Source organism: Tepidibacter sp., assembly GCF_025210165.1.
Taxonomy (GTDB): domain Bacteria; phylum Bacillota; class Clostridia; order Peptostreptococcales; family Peptostreptococcaceae; genus Tepidibacter_A.
The window spans coordinates 1-17,019 of the sequence record NZ_JAOASI010000079.1 but is presented as its reverse complement, the minus strand read 5'-3'; the positions used below and the strand labels follow the sequence as shown (position 1 = coordinate 17,019).

Sequence of the window (17,019 nt, the reverse complement as noted above, 5' to 3'; positions counted from 1 at the left end):
TCAAAGCTTATATTTAAATGTACATATAACTATCAAAAAATATACGAAGGTATATACTAATTCAAATATATTACCAGATAAGCTTCCAACTTTAAATGGTGCTATAGAAATTTTTTTGTTAGATATAGGATAAAATATAGGTATACCCATTTTAGTAAAAATATCACCTAATAATATATGTGAAGCATAACTAATTGAGCTAAATAGTGCAAGGTATGGGCAGCTTATTAATATTTCTATTTCTTTTAATAAAAAATAAAAAAGTAGAATACCTATCAAACTATGAGTAAAGCCTCTGTGTTTTAGCCAAGGGGCTACTCCTATAAATATAGCTAATGAAATAAAAGCAAATGGAGCTTTTATATAATATAAAGATAAGCATAATATGAATGATAAAGCAGAAAATAATGATTTGCGAAGTGTAGTATGTTTTAATTTATTTTCTATGAATATTATAAGTATGAAGCTTAGTATAAAATTAAAAGTTAGATTTTTATTTATATATATTAATATAAAAAAAGTAATCATATTAATTAAGTAAAGTGTATATCTATAAATTGCTTTAGAGAATGAACTTTTTATCAATAAATTAGAAACTGTAGAATGAGATTCATCTATGTCTGGAAGCAAGGAACAAAATGAAGAAATCATGAATGTTAATGGAGAAAGTGGTTTGTCGATTAGAATCGAAGTTTCTACAATTGTCAATACTCCTATTGCAAAGTGACTTACGCCTCTCATAGGTAACCTCCTTGATTTAGATAAGATTTAATTTGAGAATATCAAAATAAAATAAATTTGTCAAAAAATTATTCTATTAAATATATATGGATATATGGTAAAATGTATAAGTACTATGGTAATAGTTGGACGTTTTTTATTATTACCTATTTAAAACAATGAACGGGTAAAACGGACAATTTAAATATAAAAGGAGATGATTTTATTGATGAGAAAATCGAACAAGTTAAAAATAATTCCTCTTGGAGGATTAAGTGAGATAGGAAAGAATATGACTGCTATTGAGTATAAAGATGAAATAATAGTTATAGATTGCGGTCTTAGCTTTCCAGAAGATGAAATGTTAGGTATAGATATAGTTATACCTGATATTAGTTATCTTTTAAAGAATAAGGATAGAGTAAAAGGTATATTCTTAACTCATGGACATGAGGACCATATAGGAGCTCTTCCTTATGTATTAAAAAAGATAAATGTACCTGTATATGGAACTAAATTAACTATAGGACTTGTAGATGTAAAGTTAAAGGAGCATAGACTTAACAATGTAAATCTTAACATAGTTAAGCCTAAGGATAAAATAAAGACTAATTTAATGGAAGTTGAATTTATAAAAGCTACTCATAGTATACCAGATGCGTGTTCAATAGCTATTCACACAGAACTAGGAGTAATATTCCATACGGGGGACTTTAAAATAGATTATACTCCTATTGATGGAGATGTTATGGATTTTCATAGAATAGCAGAACTTGGTAAAAAGGGAGTTCTGGTTATGTTAGCTGATTCAACTAATGCTGAAAGATCGGGTTCTACAATGTCTGAGAGAACAGTCGGTTCATCTCTAGATGATATATTTAAAGGGGCTAAGAAAAGAATAATAGTTGCTACTTTTGCTTCTAATATACATAGAGTACAGCAAATAATAAACTGTGCTTACAAGTATAATAAAAAGGTAGCAGTGTCTGGAAGATCTATGGTCAATGTAGTTAATGTAGCTAAGGAGTTAGGATACTTAACTCTTCCTGAGGATATATTGATAGATCTTAATGAAATAAACAATTATGATCACAATGAGTTGGTTATAATAACTACAGGATCTCAAGGAGAGCCTATGTCAGCTCTTTCTAGAATGGCAGCATCAGAGCATAAAAAAATGGAAATTGAAAAAGGAGACTTAGTAATAATATCTGCTCATGCTATACCTGGAAATGAAAAAACGGTTTCAAGGGTTATAAATCAGTTATTTGAAAAAGGGGCAGATGTTATATATGATGATTTAGCTGATATACATGTTTCAGGTCACGCTTGCAAAGAAGAATTAAAGCTTATGCACAGACTAGTCAAGCCTAAATACTTCATACCTGTTCATGGAGAATATAGGCACTTAAAGCAACATGCTGAACTTGCAAAATCATTAGGAATGCCAAGTGAAAATATATTTACAATAAATACAGGATCTGTTGTTGAATTTGGGAGAAACCACGCAAGGCTAGCAGGTTATGTTCCTTCTGGAAACATACTTGTAGATGGACTTGGAGTTGGAGATGTTGGAAATATAGTTTTAAGAGATAGAAAGCATTTATCAGAAGATGGACTTATGGTGGTTGTTGTAACTATATCAAAGGAAAATGGAAAAGTTATAGCAGGTCCTGATATAATTTCAAGAGGTTTTGTATATGTTAGAGAATCAGAAGATTTAATAGATAAAGCAAAAGTTGTTGTAAGAGAAGCTTTAACTCAATGTGAAACTAAGCAAATAAGAGAATGGGCATATTTAAAAAATGCTATAAAGGATGAGCTTAAGAATTATTTATATGAAAAAACTAAGAGAAATCCTATGATATTACCTATAATTATGGAAGTTTAAATAGATAGTAGAAAAGGATGCAATTAATATTAATTGCATCCTTTTGATTATTCTTTTTTTTACCAAATCTCAAATTGTATAATAAACCCTTTAAAGTGTCAAAATATAACTAAAATGAGATGAGGTGAAAAAAATGAAAAAAAAGTTAAGTTTAGTTTTAACTATGATAATGATCATATCTTCATTTACTTCATTTGCAAATGAAGATATGAAATTAAGTTCAAAATCTGCTATATTGATAGATGCAAATAGCGGAACTATTCTATATGAGAAAAATTCTCATGAAAAATTACCTCCAGCTAGTGTAACAAAGATAATGAGTATGCTACTTACTATGGAAGCTTTGAGTGAGGGAAGAATAAAATTAGATGATAAGGTGACTATAAGTGAAAAAGCATCTAGTATGGGAGGAAGCCAATTATTTCTAGAACCTGGAGAAGTCAAAACGGTTGATGAATTAATTAAAGGTATAGCTGTTGCTTCTGCTAATGATGGATGTGTAGCTATGGCAGAGCACATATATGGAAGTGAAGAAGCCTTTGTAAAGAAAATGAATGAAAAAGCACAAGAATTAGGAATGAAAGATACACACTTTGCAAATACAAATGGATTACCTGTAGAAGATCATTACACAAGTGCCTATGATATATCATTAATGTCAAAAGAGTTAATAAAGCATAAAGACATTCATAAATATTTAAAAATATGGATGGATGAAATTATAGTAGGTAAAAAACAAAAGAAAATAGGACTTGTAAACACTAATAAGCTTATAAGATTCTATAAAGGTGCTAATGGTATAAAAACTGGATTTACAAATGAAGCTAAATTTTGTTTATCAGCATCAGCAACTAGAAATGATTTAACATTAATAGCTGTGGTATTAGGTGCACCTTCGTCTAAAGAAAGATTTAATGAAGCATCATCTTTATTAAACTATGGATTTGCCAATTATGAAACTGTAAAAATATATGATCAAGGACAAGCAGTAAAGAAAATAAAATTAGAAAAAGCAGATCCTGAGAACATAGAACTTACATGTGAAAAACCTCTTTACTATTTAAACAAAAAAGGAGATAAAAAAGATTTTAGTAAGAAAATAGTTATAGATGAAAATTTTAAATTCCCTATTAAGAAAGGTCAAAAAATAGGAGAGGTTCAAATATATAAAGATAAAAAGGTTGTTATGAAGTCTAATTTAGTATCAAATAAAGATATTAAAAAAGCTGGTTATATAAAAATGTTAAATAAGGTTTTAAACTCAATATTCAATTAAAAATAAAAAATTCGTCTACTCGCTAACGCGGTGACTCATGTTGCCAACGATCCTTACAGGCTCCGTTTCTCAAAAACAGTTCAAAGTATAAATGATGTAATTTTCTATAGAATAAAAAAACAGTCTAAGTTTTACTTAGACTGTTTTTTTTATTATCTATTACCTAATCTGTCGAATATATTTTGAATCTCATTGTTAATATCTGTTATAGGTCTTCCAGATTTAACACCTTGTCCTAAGTTTTGTAATTGATCATATACATTATTGTCTTGAGTTATAACTACTTTTGCTATAGTCTTATCCGAATTCTTACAAGTAGATTCTATTTGACTTTTTAAAGCTTCATTTAAATTTCCTTTTGGATCTACAGCAACAATACAAGTATCTCCACTTACAGCTACGGAACAATCATCTACTCCCTGTAGATTGTTACATTTATTTCTTATTGTGTTATTTAAACCTGCATTTTTGTTATTCATATTATTTTGATAATTATAATTTGCATTTCCTGTATTTCCTGTATAATTATTAGGGTTATAATTAGGTGTCTTAGTATTTCCTACATAACCTGTATAATTATTAGGATTATAATTTGGATTTTTAGTATTTCCTACATATCCTGTATAAGGGATTCCTCTAAAGTTATTTGCGGTATTAGGATATGTTGTTTGATAATTAGGTGATACATTTCTATCCATTCGATTTCTAGCAGCTTGTTCATTAGTACAGCCTATCATAAATGTAGATAAACCAAGTACTGTTACTGCGGTATAAATTAGTGGTTTTGAATTTTTTTTCATAAATACACCTCCTATAAATAGTTTTTCTATTTGGAGGAATTTTATAATATTAGATAATTAGCAAGATATGAAAAAAATTCAAAATTAATCACAAGAGCTAAATGTAAATTTTCTAGAGATTCTAGTACATTCATTTACAACTACTGTTATTGTAAGTGTTGCTGGATTTCTGCGAGTTTTTGAGGTAAATATAGAATCAAAATCTATATTATTTTTTATAAGTAGCGAAGTTAGCGCATTGACTTGTGCCAATTTAATTTTATCTGAATTTAAAAAACATTGGAATGCTTCACTTTCTAGTAGACAAGCTAATTCGCTACAAAAACCTTTCATAAAAAAGCTCCTTTCTATATTATTCGTCTTCTTTTTATAGTATGAACTATATATATTTTATGCTACTTAGATATAAAGTTGAACTTTATTTAGATGAGTTCTAATTTTACTAAATTGTTAAGTTCTGGATAAAATTAAATTTCTTTAAAAAAATATGTGAGTTTGTTATAATAAGTAGTATCGTAGAATAAGAATGGAGAATGAAAAACATGATTGATTTTTTAATAATTTTTCCTGGAATATTAATGGCTATATCTATACATGAATTTGGGCATGGGTATGCAGCATATATACTAGGAGATGATACAGCAAAGAAGGCTGGAAGACTTTCTTTAAATCCTTTAAAGCATATAGATCCTATAGGGTTTTTGATGCTAATTATTGCTCATTTTGGATGGGCTAGGCCTGTTCCTATTAATTCTAATAAATTTAAGAATGAAAGAATAGGACTGTTCATAGTTTCAATAGCAGGAGTTGTTTGTAATATAATACTTGCAATATTATGTTTATATTTATATAAATATGAAAAAATATATATAGATATGTATGTTCTAAACAATATAATTTCAGCTGCGGCAAGTATAAACATTGGATTTGCTGTATTTAATTTATTACCTATACCTCCCCTAGATGGTTCAAAGATTATACTATCTATTCTTCCAAATAAATTGCATTATTATTATTTTAAATATGAGCATATAGGAAGTATTATATTAGTAATATTAATTGTTACTGATAATATAGGTATAGTTGCGTATCCTATATATAATGCTATATTAAGAGTAATAAATATTATAGTTTAGGGTGATTGAAATGGGATATAATATAGCTTTAAATTGTTATGAAGGCCCAATGGATCTTTTATATGATTTAATAGCAAAAAATAAAATAGATATATATGATATATCTATTTTTGAAATAACAAATCAGTATCTAGATTATTTAGATGAAATGGGTAAAATGGATCTTGAGATAACTAGTGATTTTATAAGAATGGCGTGTAAACTTCTTGAAATTAAATCTAAATACTTACTTTATAAAAAAAATGAAGAAGAAGAAGACCCTAGAACAGAGCTTATGCAGCAGCTTATAGAATATAAAAACTTTAAAAATGCATCAAGTTATCTAAAGGATAGAATGTACTTAGGGGAAGGGGTATTTTACAGAAAAAAAGAAGAAGTTTATATAGAAGAAAAAATGGATTTATCAAATTTAAATATAGATATGCTTATTAAGTTCTTACCAAGTGTTGTTAAGGAAATAAGAAAAGAAAAAACGGAAAATAAATTAGATGCAATATATAAAAAAAGTACTATATCAATAGAAGAAAAAATTTATTATGTCAAAGAGCAAGTAGATAAAAAAGGAAGCTTATTATTTAAAAATTTAATAAAAACTTCAGATAAAGAAGAAATTATAGTAACTTTTTTATCTGTTCTTGAACTTATAAAAACAAAAAACGTAGTAGTAAAACAAGAAGACTATTTATCAGATATAATAGTTAAAAAGGTAGAGTGATTTTATGAATAACAAAAGAATAAAGCATATTATAGAATCTGTATTATTTTCATATTCAGATCCTATAACAGTAAGAGAAATAAAAGAGATAATAAATGAAGATACGAGTTCTAATGATATAGAAAAGATATTAATAGAAATGCAAAGAGAATATGAAGAACAAAACAGAGGAATACAAATATATAAGGTTCAAAATAAGTATCAAATGGGAACAAATAAAGAGTATCAAGAGTATGTACGAAAGTTATTTGAGCCTAAAAAAAAGAAAAGTTTAACACAAGCTACTCTTGAAACATTAACTATAATAGCTTATAAACAACCTATAACCAAGGTGGAGATAGAAGAAATACGAGGGGTCAAGTGTGATAAGGCCATATCTACATTGGTTGAACATGGCTTTGTAAAAGAAGCTGGGAGGCTTAATAAAATAGGAAAGCCTATAATATATAAAACAACTGAAGAATTTTTAAAGTTATTTGGACTTGATAAGATAGAAGATTTACCACCTGTTCAAGAAGAAAAGCAAGAATAAAAATTTATATAATTACAGGGTTATTAATATTTACTACAAAAACCAAGTATATATTATTGTAGTAGATGTTAATAACCCTTATTTCAAACAATTATACCTTTAAATCTCTCTTTTTATAAAATACATATGTTCCAACCAATGATATCCCAATAATAATAAATGAAAGTATTATAAAAATAGGATTAATAGAATTTTCTAAAATTATAAGTTCAGCTTCAAAATATTTAAAAGGAGTAAAATATTTTAGATTTTCAAGATTATCATGCATATTTGTTATCATATATATAATAAAGGTTAAAAGAATTACTCCAGTTGAAATAGAAGATGCAGACTTAGTATTTTTGAGTATAGAAGCTAATAGTGAACCTATGCACATAAAGATTAGTTGAAGACAAAACATACCTAACATTAACATTAATACATTTCTTAAGAATGCATAATTTTCATTAAAATAGTTTAAAGCAACTAATGATGCAATTAATGTAACTATATTTAGAATTATGATATTTAAAAGACATGCTAATAGTTTTGAAGTTATAACATTATTTCTTGAAATTGGTTTTACAAGTAAAAATTCTGTAGTTTTATCGATTTCTTCTTTTGAGATAATATTTGACCCCATCATAACCGAATGTACACTAGCAATTAATACAAGATATAAGAAAAGAACGCCATAAAATCCAATAGCTGTTGACAAATCAAACTTACTTATGCCAAGTATATTTAATAAAGATTTAGGGTATATATCTATTATATCGTTTATAGATTCACCTGATTTAGAAAATCCTACAAATTTACCCATACCACTACCAATCATTGTAATCATACTTATACACCATATTATAAGTGATTTCACATTAGCATTCATTTCTCTAATAAATATATTCATTAATTACGCCTCCTAGATTTTGAAATTAATACGTTAAACAACATGAATATCTTTTTTTGAATAAATAATATAGCTTGCTGCAATAGAAACTGCAATAAAAACTAAAGTTATAATAATAAAGGGCATCTCATAGTGAGCATTTTCTATTATATAAGTAGAATCAAAATACTTAAAAGGAGTTATATATCTAATCATATCATTAGTATCTGTCGAACTTAAAAAACTTATAAAATAAAAGATAAATACAGTAGAGAGCGAAATAGGGAGTACTGATTTGATTTTAGGTAATAAAACTGAGATAATAACACCCAGTGACATAAATATTAGTTGAACGAATAACAATGTTATAGAAATCATAAAAAATATTTTAAAACTATAGTCTTCATTATTTACAAAAGAAATAATGATATTTGTAGCTATTATATAAATAATATTAGTAATTAATAAAGATGTAAGTACAGCTAATAATTTAGAAGTTAAAATTTCTATTCGTGAAATAGGCTTTGTTAAAAGAAAATCTGATGTTTTTTCATGTACTTCTTTTGATACGATTGAAGTACCTAAATTCATAGCTTGAATTGCTCCAATTAAAGTTATAAATGTTAAGGGAAAAGAATAGTATCCTAAAATATTATTAAAACTTTCTAAGGAAAGTCCTATACCACTTCTTATAGCTTTTGGGAAACCTTGTAATAGATTGGTTAGTTTTTGAATATCTTTTGAAAAAGAAGGAAACATTGAAAAAAATACAATAGCTACAACAATCAAAGAGACTGTCCATATAATAGTAGATCTTCTATATGATTTTAATTCATGTAGAAATATATTCATTTTTTAATCCTCCTTTGAATAGTAATGCATAAAAATTTCTTCAAGATCAGGTTCATCTACCCAAATATTGGATATATTAATTGATGAAATTTTATGAATAATAGTATTGATATTACCTTTGAATATGAAATTAGCTGTATTTTCTTTTATATCTAACTTATTTACACCTGGTATATTAAATTGATTTTTATCTAGTTTTGATGCTGCTTCAATTTTGAACTTCTTATAATTATTTTCTTTTAAAGTGCTAATTTTTTCTAGCTTTATTATTTTACCTTCTTTAATTATAGCAACACGATCGCAAAGTTTTTGAACTTCACTCAAAATGTGAGAAGAGAAAAAAATTGTCGAACCTTTCTTGTTTTGTTCTTTTAATAAATCAAAAAAATTCTGTTGCATAAGAGGATCTAATCCACTAGTTGGCTCATCAAGAATAATTAATTTAGGCTCATGAAGCAAGCCTTGAACTATGCCAACTTTTTTTTTGTTTCCAAATGATAAATCGTCTATTTTTTTATTTAAGTCAAGATTCATTACATCTGCCAAATAATAAATTCTTTTACTGCAATCCTTTTTATAAAAACTAGCTGAATACATTAAAAGATCAATAACCTTCATATTATTGTAATAAAAAACTTCAGATGGCAGATATCCTATTTCTTTTCTAATTTCAGGACCATGCGTTATAATATTTTTGTTAAATATTGTAGCACTTCCACTAGTTGGATATATTAAAGATAACAGTGTTCTAATAGTAGTTGATTTGCCAGCACCGTTTGGACCTATAAATCCAAAAATCTCTCCTTCTTCAACACTAAAATTTATATCAATAATACCTCTTGATTTTCCATAACTTTTAGTTAGATTATTTGTTTGGATAACATTCATTTTTTACAACATCTCCTTGAAAATATTAAGTACTGTTTACAGCATAAAAACTTAATGTTATTGTTTACAAATAAATGTATAGTATTCTTATAAAAAAATTCGTCTACTCGCTAACGCGGTGACTCATGTCGCCAACGATTCTTACAGGCTCCGTTGCTTAAAAATAGTCTCAAGTGTAACTTTGTTAATAAGTTATTCACAAAACAAAAACATTATAATTTGCTTAAGCATAAAAAAGCGCATTAAGCTATAGCTTAATGCGATTTGAGTTAGATTTTTAAAATGATGGAGGAGTAGAAACCCATAGTATAGAAGCAATTTTGTTTGTATTATTTACAATATAATGCTCCTTATCTGGAGTAAAGTAGAAACTTTCTCCTTTTTTAATTTTGAACTTTTTATTACCTATATGAATTATTACAGAACCTTTTACTATATAACCGAATTCTTCTCCTTGATGAGGTCTGTCTATCACAGTTTTACCTCCTGGTTCTATATCAACTAAAATAGGTTCCATTTCATTCTTTTGAGAGTTTGGTATAAGCCAATGGATTGTATGTTTTAATTCATCATTAACAGATTCGTATATATCATCTTTTTTATAAACAATCTTCTCTTCTACAACTTCATTAAAAAATGCCTTTAGATCAGTTCCTAAGGCTTCTAGAATATCCATCAAGGTTGCTATAGATGGAGAGGTTAAGTCCCTTTCAATTTTAGATATAAAACCTTTTGTAAGGTCACATCTTTGAGCTAGTTCTTCTTGTGTTAATTGGTTTAATATCCTCAATCTATTAATTTTTGCTCCTATTTTCAAAATAATCACTCCTAAGTAAGGGAAAAAAGTTTTATCCAAAAGCTAAAAGTTCTAATGATTTATCCTTTTTGAGGTAAAATAGTAAGAAATTAACAACTTTTAGATTAGTTCAAATTGAATCAAGTTTTATTTTATGAATACATTATTTACTAGAAGTAAACTTTTTGTTTACAAATATTAAATATACAGCAAAATAAAAAAAAGTCAACAGATTTTATAAAAAAAGTATGTATTTTGTTTTTTAGGAAACAATATATGTATGAAAATTGTTGTTTATATATTCATCTTTTTGATATTTTTAGGAATTCTCATATTAAGTTCCCATGTAAAAATAAGCATACAATTAACTAAAAATGGACAAAATGATGAAATAACATTTAAAATGGAATGTTTATTTGGAATTATAAAGTATGAAAAAAAATATTCTCTTTTAGGTTTATCCTTCAATCAAAAGGGAGTAAGTGTAAAAGTTGAAAAAAACACTTCTAAGAAAGGAGAGTTAATTAATAATTTTAAAGAAAGGATTAGTAATAAAGAAATATTAAAGGATTTTGAAAATCTGAAAGGTTCAATTAAATATCTTTTGAAAAAAGCTGATGTTAGAAAAATGAATATAGATGTATATGTATCTAATGAAAATGTGTTTTTAAGTATATTTTTGTTTAATTTTGCAAATACAATATATAAATACATATACGATAAAGTAGATACTAATGATTTGAAATTAAATATAAAACCTGGTTTTAATGAAAATATATTTAAAATATATATGATAACAAATTTTAACTTAAGAATAATAAATTTTATGAAGCTTTTAAAGCATTATAGAATTTTCAAAACATATAAAGGCGGTGTATAATAATGTCAGAACAACAACAACATCCAATAGAAAATTTAATGAAAACTACTATGGAAAATATGAAAGAAATGATTGATGTCAACACTATAGTTGGAAATCCAGTTGAAACATCAAATGGATCAGTTTTAATACCTATATCAAAGGTTTCATTTGGATTTGCATCTGGAGGAGGAGAATACAACAAGGGATCTGATGCAAGAGAGGAAGAAGCAAATGATGCATATCCATTTGCTGGAGGAACTGGAGCAGGTATAACTGTTCAGCCAGTGGCTTTCATGGTAGTAGAAAAAGAAGAGACTAAGCTTATGTATGTAGATCAAAATGCAAATATGCTAGACAATATACTTAATAAAACACCTAAGCTTATGGAGAATATACAAGGTATGTTCTCTGGAAAAAGTAAAAGTAACAATCAATCTAAAAAACAAAATGAAAGTAAACAAGGAAATGAAGATTCTAAAAATAATAAAGAAGAAAATTAAAGCTGAAGGCAAAAACTTGCCTTCAGCTTTTCTAGTTGTAACCAAAACAAGCGAATGTAAATAAATTATATTAATGAGTATGGTTTAAAATGAATCAAAATAAAGTGAAACGTAATTTAGAATTTGTTAGTTATATTATACGAAAGGGGGATTGTTATGGGTAACAAAATATGCGTTGATGCAGGCAGTGAGTATTGCCCATGTCACTTAGCTAAAAGTGGGGATTGTATAAGTTGTTCTTTGCTATCAGGTAAAGATTTATGTGAATGTAATTTAAAAGGAATATGTATATACCAAAATTTCAAAAAAAATAATGAAAAAATAAGTGATGCTAGGGAAGGGATTTTGTGTAAGGTATTAAAAAAGAAAGAAATAGAAACTAATGTATACTTAATTAGTATAAGTATACCAAAATACTTGGCACATGAATTAATACATCCAGGATCATATATACTTTTAAAAGATAAAAAAAGAAAAGATGATATGTTTAATAGTCCTATTTCTGTAATGAATATAGATTTTAAAAACTATATATTAGACATAGTTATAGAAAGCTTAGGACCTAAAACAAAAGATTTATTAAATAGTGATACTGTCTTCATAAAAGGACCATATACTAATGGTATATTTGGAATTAAGTACTTTAAGAAATTAAAAAGTAAAAAGGTATTAATTTTAGCAAAAGGCCTATCAAGTGTAACTTTAGTAAATGCAGTTAATAATCTTTTGAAAAATAATAATGAAGTAAGAGTATTTTTTGATAATTCTGGCAAGAAAATTCAAGAAGTAGAAAAAATATTAAAAGAATCAAATATAGATATTAAGCACTTTGATTTTAAAAACAATGAAAACATAATAAGAAAAGAATTAAAAAAAGGTGTAGATATGGTATTTAGTGCAGGATCTAATCACTTTAATAAAAATACTATGAATATAGTTGATAGTATAGACACTACAATAAGCCTAGCTATAACTAATAATAATTTGATATGCTGCGGAGAGGGCATATGTGGTGCTTGTATTGTAAAAATTAAAGGTGAGAAAATGAAAACCTGTAAGACTCAAATAGAGCCAAGATTATATCTAAAGGAGGCTTTGAAATGAGAAAAGTTGTAGTTATAGGTGGAGGTTGGGCAGGATGTGCTGCCGCTATTAGTGCTAAAAAAGCAGGGGCCGATGTCATTTTAATAGAAAGAACCGATATGCTACTTGGACTTGGAAATGTCGGTGGTATTATGAGAAACAATGGAAGATATACAGCTACAGAAGAAAATATACTTTTAGGTGGTAGAGAGCTATTTGAACTTACTGATGAATATGCTAGACACAAAAACGTTAATTTCCCAGGACATAATCATGCAAGTTTATATGATGTGACACTTATAGAGAGCGCCGTTAGAAATAAATTAATTGATATGGGAATAAATATAATCTTTAAAACAAGGGTAATAGATGCATATGTTGAAAATAAAACTATTAAATATATAAAACTTGATAATGATACTAATATTATAGCAGATTCATTTGTAGAGACGACGGGGTCAACAGGACCTATGGGAAATTGTTTAAAGTATGGTAATGGATGTTCTATGTGTGTTTTAAGATGTCCTTCATTTGGTGGAAGAGTTAGCATTACTAAAAAATGTGGTGTAGAAGATATAATTGGAAAGAGAAAAAACGGAACCTATGGAGCTTTTAGTGGATCTATAAAGCTTAATAAAGAATCTTTAAGTGATGAAATAAGAGAAGAACTAAATAAAAATGGGGTTTGTATAGTACCACTACCTAAAGAAGAAATTAATGAAGAAAAATTAGATATAAAAGTATGTCAGCAGTACGCGTTAGATGCATTTGCTAAAAACCTAGTTTTACTTGATACAGGTCATGCAAAATTGATGGCTCCTTTTTATCCTCTAGAAAAACTTAGAAGAATAAAAGGATTTGAAAATGTAAAATTTGAAGATCCATATTCAGCTGGTATAGGAAACTCTATAAGATATTTATCTATTGCTCCAAGAGATAATAACTTGAAGGTAATAGGACTTAATAATTTGTTTGTTGCAGGTGAAAAATGTGGTCTTTATGTAGGTCATACTGAAGCGTCCCCCACCAAACTGCAATACATTCAATAAACTAGGAGGGGATCCTAATTTTTTTTTACCCCTCCCCAATAAATAAGCTGGATATCACCAGTTTCAAAATCCCAAATTATTTTATCGAGCAACATTGATATTAGAAATCTCTTATCTTCTACATTTGCATTATCTATTTCATCATTAAATCTATTTAGAGCCTTTAAAACCATATCTATGCTAAAAAAGTCATCATCCAATACTTGTTTATCTTTATTCATTTCACTTAGATCTTCTTTTAATTTAGATATTTCTCCGTTAAGTTTTTCGATTTCGGATATGATATAAGTAGATGCTGTACTTTCAGTATTCATAGATAACTGTTTAACTAAATTAGAAATACATAATTCTTTATCTGATATTTTTTTATCTATATTTTTTATTTCCACTGAATTATCATCGTTTGATATAGCATCTTTTAAAGCGTTGTATTCATGGATTAATACATCTTTATTTATTTCTTTTAGCTTATTAATAACTATATTTTCTACTTGTTCTCCATTTAAATTCTTGCTTTTACATCTAGTACCTCCAGAATCATTCTTCATGGTACAAGTATAATAAAAAGGTTTGGTGCTATCTTTTCTCTTTGTACCATAAATAACTCTCATGCCTGAACCACATTTACATTTAAGTACACCAGTAAGTATTGCTGTATGGCTAGTATCAGTTCGAGGGGCTTTAGATTTATTTTTTTGTAATAGTTTCTGAACTATCAGCCAATCTTTAGGCTCTATGATTCCTTTATGCTTACTTATAGCAGCTATCCATTTAGTTGTGTCTGTTCCTTTTTTATTTCTATGTTTAGAATAAGTTAAAATACCGCGTTTATTATCAGGAACACCTACAACAGTAACACCCATGTTTTGTAGATGATCTAATACGTCTTGATTAGCTTTAACATACACAGGATTTTTTAATATATCATTTATACTTTTTTTTGTTAAATTCCCACCATTTTTACCTTTCATGTTATTGCTTAGCATATATTTATGAACTTGAGATAAAGATTTCTTTTCTATATATTTATCAAATAGAAGCTTAACAGTTTTAAGCTCTTCTTCATTAGCAGAAAGTTTATGCATTTTCCTTTCTTTCATGTTTTCATCAAAATATAGTATTTGCTCACTATCATATCCAATAGGAGCTTGTCCTCCGAGCCACCTGCCTGTTTTAGCAAGTTCATGCATATTATCTCTAATACGTTCGGATATAGTCTCTCTTTCGAGTTGAGCAAATACAGAGGCTATATACATCATAGCTCTACCCATAGGAGTAGACGTATCAAATTGTTCTCTAATAGATACAAAAGATATGCCTAAGTTTTGAAGTTCTTCAATAAGTACAGAAAAGTCAGCTATATTTCTACTTATACGGTCCAATCTATAACATATAAGAATATCAAACTTCTTTTCTTTAGCATCTTTAAGCATTTCTTGAAACTTAGGCCTATCTGTATTCTTACCAGAGAAACCTTCATCTTCATATACAAAAAAATCTTCTATTCCTATATTTTGAGCATGATTTATACACATTTGGACTTGATTTTCAATAGATTCACCTTTGCCAGTAAATTTAGATTTACGAGAATAAATTGCAGCTTTCATAATAAGCTCCTTTTTCATTTATTATAGTACATGGTATCTATTATATCATAAGGAACAAATTGTATTTAAGACTACTACAAAGCAATAGAAAAAAACAAGTGTTGCATTAACACTTGTTTTTTTCTTGCTTCAATTTTATAAATTCGATTATATCTTTATCCGTTCCATACACATATTTTAAATCTCTTTCTAAAAGCCAGTCAATGGATACGCCTAACGTATCGGCTATTTTGGTTATGGTAACTAATTCAGGATGTTTTCTGCATTGTTCTATGCTTTGATATGTTTTTAAGGGGATATTTAAAAATTCCGAAAAACTTTTTTGTGACATTTTAAGACTTTTTCTGATGAATTTCAAGCGATTTCCGATTATATTCTTCAATTTTCAACACACCTCTATTAACATTATAAATCAAAAAATACTCTTAGAGGATGTGTAAATATTGGTAAAATAGATTGTTTTACAATATTTTTTAAATTAAAAAGTACTCCTTCGGGAGTACTTAAAGCCAAGTGTTTGCAATGAATTGACAAGTTTTAGTTAGAGATGTATACTAAAATCGAAATAGCAAAAGGAAGAAAAAACCAAAAACTATAAATTTCTTAATGGGAGATTTTAAATTACCAATCGCTTGGTATTTTAAATTAATTATACCGAAAGGTATACACTTTCACAGAACATATGTTCTTGACTAGTGTAAGATAGTGTCATATAATGGCAATATAACATACAGAACATACGTTCTAAAAGGGTGCAGATTATTATTTCAAACAATCAAAAAGGGGAGATAGTTATGGAAATAAATAAGCATGAAAAGCAAAACAAATCAGATAAGAAAATAAAATTAGATATAAATTACATAGATGAAATTAAATTAGAAAAAGAGTTATGCATTAATGAAAATTACAGATTTAATTTATGATATAATAAAAGTATAATTATATAGAAAGGATGATACTATGGAAACTACATTAAATCTTATTTTGGAAAAATTAACTTCAATGGATGGTGAAATAAAAAAAATAAATACACGTCTTGATAATATGGAAATTGATATTAAAGATCTAAAGCAAGGACAACATGAAATTGAATCTAAACTAGACGTAGCATCTGATAAGCTTGATGATTTTGAATCTAAGAACGCTCAAAGGCATATAGAGATTATTGATAAGTTGAATGCTGATATTGAATTTATCAAACACAAAGAATTTAAAAATGAAGAAGATATTTTTAATTTAAAAAAGAATCTTCAAATTATCAAATAAAAAAATGACAACTATATCAAATGGTTGTCATTTTTTAATTGTATATATGAAAACCACCTGCTATGCGGGTGGTTCTAAAAAGCTTCCAGCGGTGAGTAGAAAAGAAAAAACTCCTTTGTTAGAATAGTATTTAGGTTTGCCGACCAAATACAAAACAAAGGAGAATGCCCAAATGGAC

At 27.3% G+C, this 17,019-nt stretch carries 20 protein-coding genes; 11 read left to right on the top strand and 9 right to left on the bottom strand.

What is annotated here, in order from left to right; translation table 11 throughout:
• Positions 1 to 741: a metal-dependent hydrolase gene (locus tag N4A48_RS13520; RefSeq protein ID WP_293666799.1), complete on the bottom strand. Its 741-nt coding sequence runs from the start codon at positions 739 to 741 to the stop codon at positions 1 to 3.
• Between the two features lie 208 nt (positions 742 to 949).
• On the opposite strand from N4A48_RS13520, the gene N4A48_RS13515 reads away from it, so the two are divergent.
• Both N4A48_RS13515 and N4A48_RS13510 read left to right on the top strand, forming a co-directional pair.
• A complete protein-coding gene (locus N4A48_RS13515; RefSeq protein WP_293666798.1) occupies positions 950 to 2,611 on the top strand; it encodes a ribonuclease J in 1,662 nt (553 codons plus the stop codon).
• A gap of 133 nt (positions 2,612 to 2,744) precedes the next feature.
• Positions 2,745 to 3,887, top strand: coding sequence for a D-alanyl-D-alanine carboxypeptidase family protein (locus N4A48_RS13510; RefSeq protein WP_293666796.1), 1,143 nt, complete (start codon positions 2,745 to 2,747; stop codon positions 3,885 to 3,887).
• A 152-nt stretch (positions 3,888 to 4,039) separates the two neighbouring features.
• Here the strand turns inward: N4A48_RS13510 and N4A48_RS13505 are convergent, their stop codons facing one another.
• Both N4A48_RS13505 and N4A48_RS13500 read right to left on the bottom strand, forming a co-directional pair.
• A complete protein-coding gene (locus N4A48_RS13505) occupies positions 4,040 to 4,687 on the bottom strand; it encodes a YhcN/YlaJ family sporulation lipoprotein (RefSeq protein ID WP_293666794.1) in 648 nt (215 codons plus the stop codon).
• An 84-nt stretch (positions 4,688 to 4,771) separates the two neighbouring features.
• On the bottom strand, positions 4,772 to 5,020 hold the full coding sequence (locus N4A48_RS13500) for a hypothetical protein (protein ID WP_293666793.1): 249 nt from the start codon (positions 5,018 to 5,020) through the stop codon (positions 4,772 to 4,774).
• Positions 5,021 to 5,229: 209 nt separating this feature from the next.
• Here N4A48_RS13500 and N4A48_RS13495 point away from each other — a divergent pair, with 209 nt between their 5' ends.
• The 3 genes from N4A48_RS13495 to scpB are packed head-to-tail and all read left to right on the top strand — an operon-like array spanning position 5,230 to position 7,070.
• Positions 5,230 to 5,823 (top strand): site-2 protease family protein, encoded by a 594-nt coding sequence (locus N4A48_RS13495; protein ID WP_293666791.1) that lies wholly within the window; start codon positions 5,230 to 5,232, stop codon positions 5,821 to 5,823.
• Between the two features lie 10 nt (positions 5,824 to 5,833).
• A complete protein-coding gene (locus N4A48_RS13490; RefSeq protein ID WP_293666790.1) occupies positions 5,834 to 6,538 on the top strand; it encodes a segregation and condensation protein A in 705 nt (234 codons plus the stop codon).
• Between the two features lie 4 nt (positions 6,539 to 6,542).
• Positions 6,543 to 7,070 carry an SMC-Scp complex subunit ScpB gene (scpB, locus tag N4A48_RS13485; RefSeq protein WP_293666788.1) on the top strand — a complete coding sequence of 176 codons (528 nt, stop codon included), beginning with the start codon at positions 6,543 to 6,545 and terminating at the stop codon, positions 7,068 to 7,070.
• Between the two features lie 91 nt (positions 7,071 to 7,161).
• Here the strand turns inward: scpB and N4A48_RS13480 are convergent, their stop codons facing one another.
• From N4A48_RS13480 to N4A48_RS13465, 4 genes are all read right to left on the bottom strand, one after another.
• A complete protein-coding gene (locus tag N4A48_RS13480; RefSeq protein ID WP_293666786.1) occupies positions 7,162 to 7,959 on the bottom strand; it encodes an ABC transporter permease subunit in 798 nt (265 codons plus the stop codon).
• Positions 7,960 to 7,992: 33 nt separating this feature from the next.
• Entirely contained in the window at positions 7,993 to 8,790 is a 798-nt protein-coding gene (locus N4A48_RS13475) for an ABC transporter permease subunit (protein ID WP_293666785.1), read from the bottom strand.
• Positions 8,791 to 8,793: 3 nt separating this feature from the next.
• Entirely contained in the window at positions 8,794 to 9,678 is an 885-nt protein-coding gene (locus tag N4A48_RS13470; protein ID WP_293666783.1) for an ABC transporter ATP-binding protein, read from the bottom strand.
• Positions 9,679 to 9,955: 277 nt separating this feature from the next.
• Positions 9,956 to 10,495, bottom strand: a complete 540-nt coding sequence (locus tag N4A48_RS13465) for a helix-turn-helix domain-containing protein (protein WP_293666782.1) — start codon at positions 10,493 to 10,495, stop codon at positions 9,956 to 9,958.
• A 259-nt stretch (positions 10,496 to 10,754) separates the two neighbouring features.
• Here N4A48_RS13465 and N4A48_RS13460 point away from each other — a divergent pair, with 259 nt between their 5' ends.
• The 4 genes from N4A48_RS13460 (at position 10,755) to N4A48_RS13445 (ending at position 13,968) form a co-directional block, all read left to right on the top strand.
• Positions 10,755 to 11,354 (top strand): hypothetical protein, encoded by a 600-nt coding sequence (locus N4A48_RS13460; protein WP_293666781.1) that lies wholly within the window; start codon positions 10,755 to 10,757, stop codon positions 11,352 to 11,354.
• Positions 11,355 to 11,356: 2 nt separating this feature from the next.
• Positions 11,357 to 11,836, top strand: a complete 480-nt coding sequence (ytfJ, locus tag N4A48_RS13455; RefSeq protein ID WP_293666780.1) for a GerW family sporulation protein — start codon at positions 11,357 to 11,359, stop codon at positions 11,834 to 11,836.
• Positions 11,837 to 11,992: 156 nt separating this feature from the next.
• Entirely contained in the window at positions 11,993 to 12,940 is a 948-nt protein-coding gene (locus N4A48_RS13450; protein WP_293666779.1) for a sulfide/dihydroorotate dehydrogenase-like FAD/NAD-binding protein, read from the top strand.
• Entirely contained in the window at positions 12,937 to 13,968 is a 1,032-nt protein-coding gene (locus N4A48_RS13445) for an FAD-dependent oxidoreductase (protein ID WP_330665138.1), read from the top strand. The genes N4A48_RS13450 and N4A48_RS13445 overlap by 4 nt, the downstream gene beginning before the upstream one ends.
• Before the next feature lie 14 nt (positions 13,969 to 13,982).
• On the opposite strand, the gene N4A48_RS13440 is transcribed toward N4A48_RS13445, so the two are convergent.
• A complete protein-coding gene (locus tag N4A48_RS13440) occupies positions 13,983 to 15,575 on the bottom strand; it encodes a recombinase family protein (RefSeq protein ID WP_293666778.1) in 1,593 nt (530 codons plus the stop codon).
• A gap of 106 nt (positions 15,576 to 15,681) precedes the next feature.
• Positions 15,682 to 15,957 (bottom strand): helix-turn-helix domain-containing protein, encoded by a 276-nt coding sequence (locus N4A48_RS13435; RefSeq protein ID WP_293666777.1) that lies wholly within the window; start codon positions 15,955 to 15,957, stop codon positions 15,682 to 15,684.
• Between the two features lie 412 nt (positions 15,958 to 16,369).
• Here N4A48_RS13435 and N4A48_RS13430 point away from each other — a divergent pair, with 412 nt between their 5' ends.
• Positions 16,370 to 16,498: a hypothetical protein gene (locus N4A48_RS13430; protein WP_293666776.1), complete on the top strand. Its 129-nt coding sequence runs from the start codon at positions 16,370 to 16,372 to the stop codon at positions 16,496 to 16,498.
• A 37-nt stretch (positions 16,499 to 16,535) separates the two neighbouring features.
• Positions 16,536 to 16,841, top strand: a complete 306-nt coding sequence (locus N4A48_RS13425) for a hypothetical protein (RefSeq protein WP_293666775.1) — start codon at positions 16,536 to 16,538, stop codon at positions 16,839 to 16,841.
• The last annotated feature ends 178 nt before the right edge of the window (positions 16,842 to 17,019 follow it).

What these genes read in the sequence shown, in the direction of transcription:
- N4A48_RS13520 (WP_293666799.1), bottom strand. Translation starts at nt 741, where the DNA reads ATGAGAGGCGTAAGTCACTTTGCAATAGGAGTATTGACAATTGTAGAA.
- N4A48_RS13515 (WP_293666798.1), top strand. Translation starts at nt 950, where the DNA reads ATGAGAAAATCGAACAAGTTAAAAATAATTCCTCTTGGAGGATTAAGT.
- N4A48_RS13510 (WP_293666796.1), top strand. Translation starts at nt 2,745, where the DNA reads ATGAAAAAAAAGTTAAGTTTAGTTTTAACTATGATAATGATCATATCT.
- N4A48_RS13505 (WP_293666794.1), bottom strand. Translation starts at nt 4,687, where the DNA reads ATGAAAAAAAATTCAAAACCACTAATTTATACCGCAGTAACAGTACTT.
- N4A48_RS13500 (WP_293666793.1), bottom strand. Translation starts at nt 5,020, where the DNA reads ATGAAAGGTTTTTGTAGCGAATTAGCTTGTCTACTAGAAAGTGAAGCA.
- N4A48_RS13495 (WP_293666791.1), top strand. Translation starts at nt 5,230, where the DNA reads ATGATTGATTTTTTAATAATTTTTCCTGGAATATTAATGGCTATATCT.
- N4A48_RS13490 (WP_293666790.1), top strand. Translation starts at nt 5,834, where the DNA reads ATGGGATATAATATAGCTTTAAATTGTTATGAAGGCCCAATGGATCTT.
- scpB (WP_293666788.1), top strand. Translation starts at nt 6,543, where the DNA reads ATGAATAACAAAAGAATAAAGCATATTATAGAATCTGTATTATTTTCA.
- N4A48_RS13480 (WP_293666786.1), bottom strand. Translation starts at nt 7,959, where the DNA reads ATGAATATATTTATTAGAGAAATGAATGCTAATGTGAAATCACTTATA.
- N4A48_RS13475 (WP_293666785.1), bottom strand. Translation starts at nt 8,790, where the DNA reads ATGAATATATTTCTACATGAATTAAAATCATATAGAAGATCTACTATT.
- N4A48_RS13470 (WP_293666783.1), bottom strand. Translation starts at nt 9,678, where the DNA reads ATGAATGTTATCCAAACAAATAATCTAACTAAAAGTTATGGAAAATCA.
- N4A48_RS13460 (WP_293666781.1), top strand. Translation starts at nt 10,755, where the DNA reads ATGAAAATTGTTGTTTATATATTCATCTTTTTGATATTTTTAGGAATT.
- ytfJ (WP_293666780.1), top strand. Translation starts at nt 11,357, where the DNA reads ATGTCAGAACAACAACAACATCCAATAGAAAATTTAATGAAAACTACT.
- N4A48_RS13450 (WP_293666779.1), top strand. Translation starts at nt 11,993, where the DNA reads ATGGGTAACAAAATATGCGTTGATGCAGGCAGTGAGTATTGCCCATGT.
- N4A48_RS13445 (WP_330665138.1), top strand. Translation starts at nt 12,937, where the DNA reads ATGAGAAAAGTTGTAGTTATAGGTGGAGGTTGGGCAGGATGTGCTGCC.
- N4A48_RS13440 (WP_293666778.1), bottom strand. Translation starts at nt 15,575, where the DNA reads ATGAAAGCTGCAATTTATTCTCGTAAATCTAAATTTACTGGCAAAGGT.
- N4A48_RS13430 (WP_293666776.1), top strand. Translation starts at nt 16,370, where the DNA reads ATGGAAATAAATAAGCATGAAAAGCAAAACAAATCAGATAAGAAAATA.
- N4A48_RS13425 (WP_293666775.1), top strand. Translation starts at nt 16,536, where the DNA reads ATGGAAACTACATTAAATCTTATTTTGGAAAAATTAACTTCAATGGAT.